The 13,492-nt window shown below is 58.7% G+C and carries 14 protein-coding genes and 1 pseudogene; 6 read left to right on the top strand and 9 right to left on the bottom strand.

The features are described from left to right. The first annotated feature begins 142 nt into the window (after positions 1–142). Entirely contained in the window at positions 143–1,927 is a 1,785-nt protein-coding gene (locus J4D99_RS05795; protein WP_309509569.1) for an ATP-binding protein, read from the top strand. Positions 1,928–2,002: 75 nt separating this feature from the next. On the opposite strand, the gene J4D99_RS05790 is transcribed toward J4D99_RS05795, so the two are convergent. Beyond that, positions 2,003–2,527: a hypothetical protein gene (locus tag J4D99_RS05790; protein ID WP_208130759.1), complete on the bottom strand. Its 525-nt coding sequence runs from the start codon at positions 2,525–2,527 to the stop codon at positions 2,003–2,005. 252 nt (positions 2,528–2,779) lie between these two features. Here J4D99_RS05790 and J4D99_RS05785 point away from each other — a divergent pair, with 252 nt between their 5' ends. From J4D99_RS05785 to J4D99_RS05770, 4 genes and pseudogenes are all read left to right on the top strand, one after another. Then, positions 2,780–3,247 (top strand): LexA family protein, encoded by a 468-nt coding sequence (locus J4D99_RS05785; protein ID WP_208130758.1) that lies wholly within the window; start codon positions 2,780–2,782, stop codon positions 3,245–3,247. A 3-nt stretch (positions 3,248–3,250) separates the two neighbouring features. After that, positions 3,251–3,361 (top strand): annotated as a pseudogene (locus J4D99_RS05780) (Y-family DNA polymerase); the annotation flags it as partial. Between the two features lie 534 nt (positions 3,362–3,895). Further along, positions 3,896–5,644 (top strand): group II intron reverse transcriptase/maturase, encoded by a 1,749-nt coding sequence (gene ltrA, locus J4D99_RS05775; RefSeq protein WP_309509568.1) that lies wholly within the window; start codon positions 3,896–3,898, stop codon positions 5,642–5,644. Positions 5,645–5,709: 65 nt separating this feature from the next. Beyond that, positions 5,710–6,936, top strand: a complete 1,227-nt coding sequence (locus J4D99_RS05770; RefSeq protein ID WP_370551402.1) for a Y-family DNA polymerase — start codon at positions 5,710–5,712, stop codon at positions 6,934–6,936. 40 nt (positions 6,937–6,976) lie between these two features. Here the strand turns inward: J4D99_RS05770 and J4D99_RS05765 are convergent, their stop codons facing one another. From J4D99_RS05765 to J4D99_RS21765, 8 genes are all read right to left on the bottom strand, one after another. Then, positions 6,977–7,297, bottom strand: coding sequence for a hypothetical protein (locus tag J4D99_RS05765; protein WP_208130755.1), 321 nt, complete (start codon positions 7,295–7,297; stop codon positions 6,977–6,979). 225 nt (positions 7,298–7,522) lie between these two features. Continuing rightward, positions 7,523–8,209 (bottom strand): DUF6624 domain-containing protein, encoded by a 687-nt coding sequence (locus J4D99_RS05760; RefSeq protein WP_208130754.1) that lies wholly within the window; start codon positions 8,207–8,209, stop codon positions 7,523–7,525. Positions 8,210–8,454: 245 nt separating this feature from the next. Then, positions 8,455–8,589 (bottom strand): response regulator, encoded by a 135-nt coding sequence (locus J4D99_RS21985; RefSeq protein ID WP_255555006.1) that lies wholly within the window; start codon positions 8,587–8,589, stop codon positions 8,455–8,457. 115 nt (positions 8,590–8,704) lie between these two features. Next, entirely contained in the window at positions 8,705–9,388 is a 684-nt protein-coding gene (locus J4D99_RS05755; protein ID WP_208130753.1) for a hypothetical protein, read from the bottom strand. 80 nt (positions 9,389–9,468) lie between these two features. Next, positions 9,469–10,161 (bottom strand): hypothetical protein, encoded by a 693-nt coding sequence (locus J4D99_RS05750; protein WP_208130752.1) that lies wholly within the window; start codon positions 10,159–10,161, stop codon positions 9,469–9,471. Positions 10,162–10,272: 111 nt separating this feature from the next. Continuing rightward, a complete protein-coding gene (locus J4D99_RS21980) occupies positions 10,273–10,566 on the bottom strand; it encodes an amidohydrolase family protein (protein ID WP_309509567.1) in 294 nt (97 codons plus the stop codon). Continuing rightward, positions 10,559–11,218 carry an amidohydrolase family protein gene (locus J4D99_RS21975; protein ID WP_255555004.1) on the bottom strand — a complete coding sequence of 220 codons (660 nt, stop codon included), beginning with the start codon at positions 11,216–11,218 and terminating at the stop codon, positions 10,559–10,561. The genes J4D99_RS21980 and J4D99_RS21975 overlap by 8 nt, the downstream gene beginning before the upstream one ends. Next, the gene (locus J4D99_RS21765) at positions 11,215–11,439 is read right to left on the bottom strand and encodes a hypothetical protein (RefSeq protein WP_236018537.1); all 225 of its coding nucleotides are present in this window, start codon (positions 11,437–11,439) and stop codon (positions 11,215–11,217) included. Before J4D99_RS21765 ends, J4D99_RS21975 begins: the two co-directional genes overlap by 4 nt. A gap of 303 nt (positions 11,440–11,742) precedes the next feature. Between J4D99_RS21765 and J4D99_RS05740 the strand changes: the two genes are divergently transcribed. After that, positions 11,743–12,687: an alpha/beta fold hydrolase gene (locus tag J4D99_RS05740; protein WP_208130751.1), complete on the top strand. Its 945-nt coding sequence runs from the start codon at positions 11,743–11,745 to the stop codon at positions 12,685–12,687. Positions 12,688–13,492 lie beyond the last annotated feature (805 nt).

The raw sequence follows: 13,492 nt of genomic DNA, 5'->3' as shown, positions 1-13,492 counted from the left end.
AGCGACTATTAGCGCGTTATTCCGGAAACTGAAGCAGCCGGCGGACCGGATAGCCTATTTTCAAGCTAAGGTAGCCCGGTATCAGGCCCAGGAAGCGCAGCTAAATCTGGCTGTTTGCCACCATATACTCGGTCGGCCCTTCGTGGACCAGGGCGACTACAATCAAGGCATTAGTCACTACCTACGCTCGGCTGACCTCTACCGTGCTATCGACCGGTATCATCAGGAAAATGAGCTGAAGGTGGTCGGCTACTACTACGCGGAGTGGGGCAACCCGGCCAAGGCGCTGCTCTTTCTGCGCCAGGCACTGGCCGTGGGCACCACGCTGCCCCAGCGCTATGGCTTTGATAAGAATCCTTACCCGTACTGGGGTATGGCCCAGGCCTACCGCCAGCTGCGCAACTACCCCGCCGCCCTGCGCGCGGCCAACCAATCCCTAGTGGGCGTCCCCACCGATACGACCCGTAGCTACGCCGCCCTGGCCCCACAGAACAAGGCCTACGGCCTAGTGGTCAAAAGCGCCGTGCTCCTCGATATGCGCCGGGTGGCCGAGGCCGGACCGCTGCTAGCCCGCGCGCAGCAGCTGGCCGACTCGCTGAAGCTAGGCATGAACAACAGCCCCGGCGGCATTCTAGAGCTGGATGCCACCTGGGCGCGCTACTACGCCGCCCACGGCGAGTCGGCCCGTGCCGAAGCTGCCTGGCTAACCGCCTACCGCAAGGCCGGCGAGTCTAGGCTAGTGCCGAAACGCTTGGCTTATCTGCGTGGGCTGGCCGACTTCTACGCCCAGCGCGGGCAAATCGAACCCGCCGGCCGGTACGCCCGCCTCGGCCTGGCCCTGAGCGATTCGCTCAGCACTCAGCAAGGCGCCTTTCATGTGGCCAGCTACGAGGCCGAGCGAGCCGACCAGGCCCAGCAGGCCCGCATCCAGCGCCTGCGCCTGGCCCAGGTGCAGGAGGCGGCCCATGCCCGCCGCCAGCGCCTGCTGCTGTTCGCTACGCTAGCGGTGCTGGCCCTGCTGGCCGGGCTGGGCTTCGTGCTTTGGCGCAGCAACCGCCGCCAGCAGCAGGCCAACGCGTTGCTAAGCCAGCGGAAAGCCGAGATTCAGGCTCAGCGCGACCAGACCACCCAGGCCCTCACCGAGCTGCGCGCCACCCAGGCCCAGCTCATTCAGAAGGAGAAGATGGCCAGCCTGGGGGAACTGACGGCCGGTATTGCCCACGAGATTCAGAACCCGCTCAACTTCGTCAATAATTTCTCCGACGTATCGGCCGAGCTGGTGCAGGAACTGAAAGAAGCGCAAGCGGTGGGGGATACCGACGAAGTAGCGGCGCTGGCTGACGACCTAGCGCAAAACCTGAGTAAGATTCACCAGCACGGGCAGCGCGCCGCCGGCATCGTGCGCGGCATGCTCGAGCACTCGCGCCAGCGCACTGGCGAGCGCCAGCCCACTGACCTCAATTCCCTAGCTGAGGAATACCTACGCCTGGCCTACCACGGCTTGCGGGCCAAAGACAAAAGCTTCAACGCGGAGCTGCAAACGGACTTCGCTCCCGGCTTACCGCTAGTGGAGGGGGTAGGCGCCGACCTGGGCCGGGTACTGCTCAACCTGTTCAATAACGCCTTCTACGCCGTACAAAAGCGCCAGCAGGCCGGCGAGGCAGGCTACGCGCCAACCGTGTGCGTGGCTACTAAACGGGTCGGCGACACGGTTGAGCTATGGGTGCAGGACAATGGCACGGGCATGAGCCCAGAAGTGCAGGCCAAAGTCTTCCAGCCCTTCTTCACCACCAAGCCCACAGGCCAGGGTACCGGGCTAGGCCTTTCCCTGAGCCACGACATTATCGCCCAGGGCCACGGCGGCACGCTCCGCGTCGAAAGCCAAGAAGGGCAGGGCACCACGTTTAGTATCAGGCTACCAGTTTAGGCTAGCCTTTGTAGGAGCAGGTATTGCTGCGCTACTGCGGGTAGCTGGGCCGGACTGCAGGCAGGACAAGACGGGCTAGGCTACCTGCAGTTCTTCTTCGCGGTAGCAGTCCCAATAGCCGTCGTTGAGGCGGTAGACATTGACGCGGTGGATGAGGCCGGTGGCGGGATGGCGCTCCTTGAGCTGGCCGCGCCAGATGACCTCGGCCGGACGGGCGGGGGTGGGCTGCACGCGGTGGCCCAGCTCATAGGCAAAAGTAACCGCGGGAGTGGGCCGCCGGACGACGGGTTCTTCCTCAGTTGTTGCGGTGGGCGCGGCAACTGTAAGGACAGTGGTGGCGGTCAAGCAAGCTTGCTCATGCCAAGCCAGCAAGTCGCCGCAGGCGGGGCAAAGCGCGGCGGTCGTATCGAGTTCGTCGGCCGTGGGCAGCTCATCGGTAAACAGGTTAGCCGGGGTATCGTCGGGAAGCTCGTCGGTGAATGGGTCGGGCTCATCGGCAGTGGGCAACTCGTCAGAGTAGGTATCCATTACAACTTCGGAATCAGCCATCAGCCATTCATCGGCAGGCACCGGCTGCGGCGCTGTGCGGGAGTTAGCCATGAGGGAATAAGAACACTAGCTAGAAAAAACTTCTGCCAATTTAGGTGGCACTAAGCTAGCTGGCAAGTGTACGAGCCAACGCAGCCTACCGAGCTAACTTACAGATTGTGGGTAAGCTAGCACGGCTATACTAAACACTAGTAAGAATTTTAAGCTGAGCATCAGCGCTGAATACTAAACAGGCTAGCGTCCAACTAGACTAATTTGATTAGCAGTCGTTTATTTTGACGTTTCGCTCTAGCCTTTCGCCTTATGTATGACGTGCGACTTATTCCGGTGCAGGAAGCTCCGGCCCCTGCTTATCTACCCGTATTCAGCTGCCGGGTGCCGGCGGGCTTTCCCTCGCCGGCGACCGATGAGGTAGAGGGTTTTTTCGACCTGAACCGGCTGCTGTTCCGGCATCCGGACGCTACCTATATGGTGCGCGTGACGGGTGAGAGCATGAGCGGGGCGGAGATACACGCTGGCGACCTACTGGCAGTAGATAAGCACTTGGAAGCTGACCACGGACATATTGTAGTGGCGGTAGTAGAAGGCGACTGCACCGTGAAACGGCTGATACGCAAGGGGGATACGTGGTGGCTGATGCCGGCCAATCCAGCCTACGCCCCCTACCAGATACAGACGGGTGAGGAACTGCACATCTGGGGCGTAGTAACCCATGTAGTGCATGAGTTGATACCGGGCAAACTAACGGCGCTGCTACATAGCCGCGACTAGGGGATGTTCGGGTTAGTCGACTGCAATAACTTTTACGCTTCGTGCGAGCGGGTTTTCCGGCCTGAGCTGGAAGGGCGGCCGGTGGTGGTACTCTCGAACAATGACGGGTGCGTGCGACCTGTTGCCTGTGAACTCCATAAACAGGCGTTCTTTAGCTCGGGCTAAAGAATAACTATCTGTCTGGTGCAGAGCTAAATTCTCTGCCGTCCTGATGAGCGGGCGAAAACGCTTTCCCCACTTGCCCGATGTGGCAACCTGGGCGGGTGAAGCGGGAAAGAAAGCGGGTACGTCGGAGACTGGCCGGCCATCCCCGCGAGTGTGAAAGTATGCGTGAGAATTCTGAATCCATTAATCATCGTTACGTTGAACAAGCTTAGCCAGTATGAGAAGCTTGCCCAAAAGGGACTGGTTGTCGGGCTCCGGGATTGCATGACCGCCTGGAGCCGCTCATTCACAGCACAACCCGGTGAAACAGTGGGACGCTACGCTTTCGTGAAACAGACAGATGGAACAGGGAAACCCCGAACCGGCTCTGCTTCGGCAGTGGGCCGCCGGCTACACGCCGGTTCGGGGCAGGATGGCGCAAGAAGCCAACGCCGCCGGGAAAGCCGGCGGATATGCCCACTTGCGCCCGTTGTGTATCGGTAAATGAAGCCAGTAACAGTCAAGACGATGGACACTGCCTTGCCGCAGATGGATGAATGGAAGACCCTGCCCTGGAAGAAACTTCAGCGCACGGTGTTCAGACTGCAAAAACGCATTTACCAGGCCAGCCGCCGGGGCGATACCCGGCAGGTGCGCCAACTCCAAAAACTATTGAGTAAGTCCCGGGCGGCCAAACTCCTGGCGGTCCGCAAAGTCACCCAGGACAACCAGGGCAAACGCACGGCCGGCGTCGACGGCGTTAAATCGCTCACCGACAAGCAACGCCTGCGGCTGGGCCGCCAGGTCTCGTTTCGGTGGGCGGCCAAACCGTTGCGGCGGGTCTGGATTTCGAAGCCGGGTTCGGCCGACAAACGCCCGTTGGGCATTCCCGTCATGCGCGACCGGGCCTTGCAGGCGCTGGTCAAGCTGGCGCTGGAACCCGAGTGGGAAGCCCGGTTCGAGCCCAACAGCTACGGCTTCCGGCCCGGTCGGTCGGCGCACGACGCCATCGGGGCCATCTACAACTGCATCAACCAGCGAGCCAAGTGGGTGCTGGACGCCGACATCGAGAAGTGTTTTGACCGCATCGACCACGAGCGGCTCTTAGCCAAAGTGGGCACCATGCCCCGGTTCCGTCGCCTGCTCAAGGGCTGGCTACGGGCAGGGGTGATGGAGGGCGAGGTCTTTCAGCCGGTGGAAGCCGGCACTCCCCAAGGGGGTGTCATTTCGCCGCTGCTAGCCAACATCGCCCTGCACGGCATGGAAACGCTGGTCCAGAGCCACTTCCGGCGCCGTCGCCTGAGCCCCACCCGCGTCAGCACACCCGTCACGCTCATCCGCTACGCCGACGACTTCGTGGTGATTCACGAAGACCGGGCCGTGGTGGAAACGTGTCAGCAGTTACTGACGGACTGGTTGGCGCAGGTCGGACTGGCCATGAAGCCTGCCAAAACCCGGTTGGTGCACACGCTGCACGCCACGGCCGAGCACTCGGCAGGCTTTGATTTCCTGGGGACCACCGTCCGGCAGTTCGCGGTGGGACGCACCCATTCGGGCAAAGACCCACAGGGCCACCTGTTGGGCTTCAAGACGTTAATCAAGCCTTCGCGCACGGCGCAGCACCGGCACGGCCAGCGGCTGCGGGACATCCTGTTTCGGCAACGGGCCTCGCCCCAGCAGGCCCTGATTCGGGAGCTAAACCCGGTCATCCGGGGCTGGAGCCAGTACTACGCCGGCGTGGTGGCAAAAGACGTCTTTTCCCGCATGGACTACGTGCTCTACCATGGCCTGCGCCGCTGGGCCATGCGCCGGCACGGCGGCAAGCACAAGCGACGCATCGTGCGCAAGTACTGGCGGTTGGAGCAGGGCAGCTGGAACTTTGCCACCCCGGCCGGGGTGCAGCTCCGCTACCACAGCTTCACCCGCATCCAGCGCCACGCGAAGGTGGCGGGCACCCGCTCGCCCTTCGACGGGGACTGGCCGTACTGGGGCGCCCGGCTGCGGCAGTACCACGGCCTGGACCGGCGTACCTGCTGGCTGCTGAAGCGGCAAGCCGGGCGCTGCGCGTGGTGCTGGCTGTGCTTCACGGACACGGACGTACTCGAAAAGGACCACCGCGTACCCCGAATACGCGGCGGGAAGGAGGAGTTGGCGAACCTACAGCTGCTGCACCGGCACTGTCACGACCAAAAGACACGGCAGGACGGCAGCATGGCAGCCCGCGGTAGCGGTGCACAACGAGGAGCCGTGTGAGGTGAAAGTCTCACGCACGGTTCTGAAGTGGCAGCCGGGGAAGCGATTCCCCGGCTGACCATAACATCATTTCTCGCTCGGCCGAGGCCAAGGCGCTGGGGCTGCGGATGGGCGAGCCCTATTTTCAGGTGAAAGAGCAGCTGCGGCGCGAGCAGGTGCAAGTGTTCAGCTCGAACTACACGCTGTATGGCGACATGAGCCGGCGCGTGATGCACTACCTGGGGGCGTCGATGCCGGGGGTGGAAATCTACTCCATTGATGAGGCTTTTCTGGATTTGGGCGGCTTGCAGCAGCATCTGACGCCCTACCTGGGCGACCTCGACGCGCTGGCCCGGCGGCTGCGGGCGGGCGTGAAGGCGCGCACGGGTATTCCGACTTGCGTAGGAGTGGCCCCTACCAAGACGCTGGCTAAGCTGGCGAATAGGCTGGCCAAGAAAGACCCAAGCCTTGCCGGGGTGCTATACCTGGACTCGGCGGAACGGCGAGCCTGGGCGCTGAAGCAGGTGGCGGTGGGCGACGTGTGGGGCGTGGGCCGGCAGTATGCGCAGAAACTGACGGCGGCCGGCATCGACTCGGCGGCCGACCTGGCGCGGGTGAGCGAGGCGTGGGCGCGCAAACACCTGGGCGGCGTGGTGGGGGCGCGGCTAGTGCGCGAGCTACAAGGATTTCCGTGCGCGGGGCTGGCCCCGAGTGAGGACGGGACGCTTCACCGGCAAAGTATCAGCTGCTCGCGCACGTTTGGCCGGCCGCTGCGCGAGCGGGACCTAGTACTGGGGGCGGTGGCCTCGTTTGTGGGCCGGGCGGCCGAGAAGCTGCGGCGACAGGGTGAGCTGGCGCACGTAATGACGGTGTTTATCAGCAAGAACCGCTTTGGGCCGGACGCCGGTGCGGCAGGCGGGCATTCGCGCTCGGCGGTGCTGACCTTGCCGGTGCCCACCAGTGACACGCGGGAGCTGACGGCACGGGCTGGACAGCTGCTAGCGCGGCTGTGGGAGCCGGGAGCGGTGTACGTGAAAGCGGGTGTGGTGCTGGCGGGGTTGGAGCCGCCGGGTGGGCAGCAACTGGGGCTGTTTGAGACGGCGGTGGCCGCGAAGCGCGCGCCAGTGGAACCGCGCGGGTCACAGTTAATGGCCACGCTGGACGGGCTCAATGAACGGTTTGGGCGTGGCACGGTGCGGCTGGCGGCGGCGCTGGGACCCAAAGGCGGTGGACCGGCACCCTGGCAGGGGCAGGCAGCATGGCGCACGCCGGCTTATACAACTAGGCTGGAAGACTTGTTGACGGTTTCGTAACTTTTTAGTTGAAGCATTATACCAGTAATGGAGTAACTTCCTAGCCCTTAATAAAAAGCAATGTATTCTCTATGTGAGAGTTATAGCCGCCGCCATATGTTCCTTTCAAGGTGTAACCTTCTTGGTAAAGCTTAGCGAAAACCTTCTGACAAGCCTCTTCTCTCACAGTGGGATTTTTACGCGACTCTTTATAACTCACTACTATCACTTCGCTCTTACCCTCCCCACGGGTAATAACAATTTGCATATCAAGTCCATTATAGATGCTCACAGTGGTAACCTCTGGCCCACTGGTCTGGGCAGCTACGGGCGAGGAAGCCAGGGCCAACAGGCAGGCGCTTAGGATGAGAAGTTTTTTCATAGCCCCAACTTATAGCTACTTTCTGATAAGTACATGAACAGCAGGACTAACGGAGCTAGCCAGGATGTCTAGACTGACTACCTCGCCGGGGACTATTTACTACTCTCTGTAGTATAGAATCCTATCTGCGTTTTTGATTAGGATAGAGATTAAAGACTTGGCGGCAGAGTGCCTGAGCTTTGCATTTCAGCAAGACCTATGGGCTAAGCAGGTGTGGGCGGCGACTTACTTCTGCGTAGCCTGCGGCTGGTAGCCTAGCATCTTGTGCACCTCATCTAAAGTCAGCACTTGGTAAGTTATATGCATGCGCTGGGCATTTTGTTCCACCGTCTGGTCGAAACCGGCCTTTTTGCGAAGCTCGTTGACATGAATGGGGTCTTGGATGGGCCAGATAAAGGGCTGGCCACTAGAGTAGCTGCGGCCCTGGGTCCCGTATACCTGGGGCTGGCCCTGATACATCAACTGGCGGTCGAGCATCATGGCATAAAGTCGGAAGGGTAGCTCACCCTGCTCCGCAGCCCGCTTGATAAGGGGCAAATACTGCGCAATGCGATTCGAGTGCTGGATGACGTAAAAAGCCGCTTCATTGGTGGGCGTGCCGACTAGCGTTCTGCCGGGGTAGCCGTAGCGCTGAATTATGGCCCGGACCCGCTGTATGTCGGAGGAGTCGGTTTGCAACATCAACCCGATTAGCCGCTGGGACGCCTCGGCCACGGGGAAGTGTTGAGCCGCCGCAAGCGAATCAACCAAGTGCTGCTTGTTGTCGGCAAACATAGCCGCGCGATAGACCTGGTCTACATAGTAGAGACTATCGAGCTCGTGCTTGAGGCGAAGGATGCCCGTGCGCTGCTGCGCCTGTACGCCCAGCGCTGTGCTAAGCACTATCCCGACCAGAAGTATAGCATTTTTCATAGTTCCAAAGCTACACATTTTTTTGCTTGCTGGTCACGCTCAGTCTGGCAGCCGTAAATTTGTTTAATTCTTGCCTACCAGTGTCTTATCGAACGGGAAGCGTACAGAGCAAGATGCCAAAAACTGGTTTGACCATTGCGAATAGCACGTACAGTAACCTGAAATCCGCGCTAAATGAATAGTTCCGTGACCAGTTTTTGCCTCAGGTAGCGGCCGCACTAAACGGGCCATTAGTAACCGCCTACCTAGCGGGCCCGCACCAGCCTCAGGTCGAGTAGAATCAGTGCCGGGCTGCTCGGGGAGGTGGGCTGCTCGCAGTGGATATGCAGCAAGTCGAGGGCCTGCTGGCCGTTGATGGCTCCTAGTACGGTATTGCTCACCGTCAGGCGTTCAAGCAGGCGCTGGTTTAAGTAGTTCGTAGCGGCATCGTCTACGCCACGGGCCGCTGTGTTTAAGCAATAGAATAGCGCCTGGGCAGCTGCAAGTCCGGGCGCGTTACTTTTCAAAGTGAACGAACACGTCTTGCCTAAAATAAGGCTGGTTCATGCTCTTCTTGCGCTCAATAGTGATTACCCCTTTGAAGGAATGATTTTCAAATATTCCTGCCCCCCGCACTTGATAAGCAGTAACATTAGAGCTGGAATATTTGAGTTGAATCCCGCCTTGTTTATCCGGAGAACAACCGGAAAGCATAAAATACTGAGTGCCGTTAGCGGAGGGATATTGCGCACCACGGCAGACCAAGCTTTTTTCCTGAGCGCTGAAGGTTATATGGGAGTCAACTAAACTGTCATTTTGGCCCCTAAATGCCGCCTCGATATTGTCAAAGGTTATTCTATAGACGCAGCCGCTTTCAGGTACGGTTACGGTGGCTACGCATTGTGCCGGTGAAATTATGGGTTGTTCGACAGTCCAAGTTCTTGGGGCAACGAACGAATGCTCAGGGGTCTTTACAATTACAGGAGTTAGTTGGCGCTTTATGGATGTTGGGTGTTTACTGTGTGAATTATCCGTTTTTGCAAAGGGGCGTGCATTATTTTTAATAAGTATTTTTTTGCCAACACCGCTTTCGTTAGGATTATTTTTCAAATAACCTAATAAGTATTTCTGATGTTTTTTCGTATTTCTTATTTCCTTGGCTATAACTAAGCATGCATTTGATGCCTCAACTATTTTCATATGAAGCCGGAGCAAAGGGAATACGCTCAGTAGCAACAGAAAAACTGCTGAGTATATTATAAAATACTTAAAATAACTTTTCATTGTTTTTTCTCCGATACCAGGGTTTTAATTTCTGCGTTTTGCACCTTGATATCTGTTACCTCTTTATTCATGGAATCAATCTTATCGGCCACTTTCTCTATCTCGCCAGCTACTTTTACATAACCACCAATTGAAATACCGAGTGTGACAAGAAAGACGCATATAGCAATAAATTCCTTTAAGGAAAAAGTGATGGTTTTATCGGATGTGATATTGTTTGTCGATGAGCTAGTATTCTGCGCGCTTGGTGTCATGTGCTTGGCTATTATGGCTTTCACTTGCAAAGTAGGTGCTAATATACCATTACAGCCTAATAACTCGCACGCTATTGACGCCAACTGCGTCCAAGCATTGCGCCTTTCGGCTCCCTTACCTAACTGACTTGGGTTGTTTGTTAATTGCTTTTCAATACTTACATGTTCGGCATGTGTCTGCTGCATCAACCCCTGAATCTTTTCCGCTAATTCTGTCTCTCTTAGCCTTGACTTTACCAGCTCTGCTATTAGCGCTGCGTAGCCTAGCTGGTATGATATACTGCTACCTATTGTTGTCCTTACTAGCCTGCACTTGCAACGACTTGCAACGAACTGGGCACTATTGACCTCGCTGGCCGTCGTCCAGGCCAACTGCACCGTGCAGCTAATGGCTTGAGCAGCAAGATGCGTTAGCGTACAGGGCAGCCGTAACATGCGCTATTTAGCCGGGCGCCAACTTGCTTCAGCGCGAAGCGGGAGCGGCCGGCTGCGTACTGTCGAAGCCGACTTTGCCGCCCTTCATAACCCACTTAACGTGGTCCAGCACTACGTTGATATCGGTAGTCGGGTCGCCCTCCACGGCCACCAGGTCGGCGAGGTAGCCGGGGGCGATGGCCCCCAGGTTTTTTCCTGGCCCAGCATCTCGGCGCCGGTCGTAGTGGCGGTTTGCAGGGCCTGAGCGGGGGTCATGCCGGCCTTGACAAACCAGGCCAGCTCGCGCGTATTCTCCCTAAAGCCGGTAAAGACGGCATCGGAGCCCATTGCGATTTTCACCTTGGCTTTGATGGCACGCTTTAGGGTAGCGAAGTTCTGGGCCACGTACTGATTCAACTCACGCACCACGGTAGTATCGTAGCCAAATTCGGCCCGGTGGGCAATAGTACTTGTTGTGCTCCACGGTGGGCACGTAGATAATCCCTTTTTTGGCCATCAGGGCCAGGGGCGCGTCGTCGATATTAATGGCATGCTCCACTGTATTAGTGCCGGCCCGCACCGCGTCGCGGGCCCCGTCGGGGCCGTAGGAGTGGATGGCAATGCGCTTACAGGCAAAATGGGCCACGTCGGCGGCCTTCATCTCCTCATAGGTGAAGGTCTGGAAGCCGGTGACGTCCTTGTCGCTGCCCGTGGAGCCGTACATCTTTACCCAGTCGGCTCCGGCGGCGATTTGCTGGCGGGCGACGCGCTGCACGGCCTCTACCCCGTCGCACTGCCCGGCGTCGGGAATGGCCCCGACCTTATAGGGCGAGCTGCTGATGTGCAGGCCGTTGCCGGCCACAAACATGCGCGGGCCCACTATCGCGCCCCGGTTAATCAGCTCGCGCAGGGCGAAGTCCATGTTGTCGAACGAGCCCAGGTCGCGCACGGTGGTCACGCCAGTCGCCAGGGCCTTGCGGGCGTTTTCCTGGGCCAGAAACACCGTGACTGCCGGCCCAAGCGTACCCAGCTGAGCCCAGGGGCTGGTACCCGGCGCCTTATCCCAGTAAAAGCTCATGTGCGTGTGCGCATCGATGAGGCCAGGGATGGCGGTGTAGGCCCGCAGGTCAATGGTTTGGGCCTGGGGGGAATCGACACGTCTTTGGCTGGGCCAACGGCCACAATGCGGTCGGCCCGAACGAGCACAACGGCATCGGTGAGCACCTTGCCGCGGCCGTCCACCACTTTCCCAAAGCGCAGGGCCTGGACTTGCCCGCACACAACTATGGGCGAGGCCACTGAAAAAAGGAATAGCGAGAGGAGGAAGTAGATGTTGCGCATAAGTAAGGAGGCCCTGACCGGTGGCAGCGGCGCGGCAATATGGCACCAACGACGGTCAGGTCCCACGGCGGCGCCACACTACCACCCGGCCACAGGCCCCCTAACGGGGTGCAGCGCACGCATAAGTAGTGCTTGGGCCTGCCACTGCCGAACCATCGCCCTAGGCATTTCCGGAATTGCCTGCCTACCTTTCCCTGCCGAGCCCGCACCCGGACACAAGGCCGGCGCGAACAGTTTTTACCTGCCCCTCCTGAGTACCTCATGAAGTCGTTTCGAACGCGCTGGCCCGTAGCGGCCCTGCGCAGCCTGCTGCTGACGTGGCCCGCGCTTGCCGCCGGGCAGGCCCTCCCCCACCAGACCGGCAAAATCCCCACGGAGCAGGTGGCCTTAGCCTACGAGACCTTCGGGGCTAGCAGCAGCGCGCTGCCGCTGCTGGTTGTGAACGGCGGGCCCGGCCTCTCGCACGCTTACTTGCTGCCCACAGACGTGTGGCAGCAGTTGGCACGGAAGCGTCGGGTGATTTTTTATGACCAGCGGGGCACGGGCGCCTCCAAGCCCCTGCAAGCGGGCGCGCCGCAGACCTTGGCGGCGCAGGTAGCCGACCTAGAGGCGTTGCGCAAGGGCCTGAACCTGCCCAAAGTGTTGCTACTGGGCGATTCCTACGGCGGGCTCCTCAGCATTGCCTACGCGAGTGCCTACCCCGAGCACGTGGCCAAGCTCATCCTCTCGGATGCGGCGGGCAGCAATCTCAACACCCTTGTACACCTGTTTGAGGAGGTGTTTCCGGAAACGATGGCGGCCGAGAAGCAGCAGAAACGGCCGGCGGTCGTAACGCAAGAAGCGGCCGAAGCCAGCATGCACACGCATTTTAACCTGCTTTTTTATTCGGCGGCACAGCGCGACCTGTACTTCCAGAAGCTTGGTCCCATCCACAATGTGGGTCTGGAGCCAGCAGTAGGCCAGGCGGTGGGAGAAGATGCCAGCAAAGCGGATTTCACGCCCAAGCTGGCGGGCTTTACGTTTCCCACGCTGGTGCTGACGGGGCGCTTCGATATGAACGTAGCGCCACTCACCGCTTGGCGCTTGCGGCAGGCAATTCCAGGAGCTAAAATTGTCTTCTTTGAGCAAAGTGGCCATTTCCCCTGGTTTGAAGAGCCAGCGAAGTACCGGTCAGTGGTAGAACAGTTTCTGGACGGCCCACGCTAATATACAGGGGATAAAGTGGAGCGTTGCGATGGCAGTACTGACGCCGCAGGAGCTGGTATGGCTGCCGCTCTAACTTGAGGAGAACGGGGGCAGCCAGTGGCTTGACTGGTCGACTCGCGTGCGGGAGCTTCTGCTACCCATTGTTCCTGACGAAGCGTAAGATGGTGATTACATAGTTGTCATAAAAGACATTCTGGCTATCGTAGCCGTACTGATAAAGGGTCGTCAGCTCCCTCTGTACGCTTCCCTCTTCACCGAACCAGCTATAGGCAGGGTCAGGTCCCAAAAGGGGCAGTGGCTGTTGCAGAACTCGGCATGTGACAAGGGGTACCAGCGGGACCGTACCAAGCCAGAAAACCTGCTAAATACTCCTTTTACGCGTGTTTAGCAGTTGGCTTAGGTTGTTTGTAAATTGACTTGTCAGTTCTGCAACAGCCACCACACCTTTCGGAGCCACTAGATAGACTCTTCAACCTTAGCCGCTGTTCGCCTTAACACCTAAGCTGCTCGGCAAACTGCTCTAAAACTGCTTTCAAAACTGGTAGCGAAACTGCTCGACAAACTGCTCAAACAGCTTCTAAACTGGTTCTTGTGTGTGAGAATAGGAGCTAGTACGCCTGCTTTTAAGAGTGCTTTGAGCAGTTTTGGAGCAGTTTCGCTACCAGTTTTGAAAGCAGTTTGAGCAGTTTTAGAGCAGTTTGCCGAGCAGTTTAGGCGTAACTCGCCTTTACAACGAGGTTCAACCCGCCCGTTTGCGGTGCTTGTTTAACGGAAAAGAAATTATAAGACACGGCGGAGCCTGTTT

Source organism: Hymenobacter sp. BT559, from assembly GCF_017571525.1.
GTDB classification, from domain to species: Bacteria; Bacteroidota; Bacteroidia; order Cytophagales; family Hymenobacteraceae; genus Hymenobacter; species Hymenobacter ginsengisoli.
The sequence above is the reverse complement of the archived record's forward strand: the minus strand, read 5'-3'. Positions and strand labels throughout refer to the sequence as shown.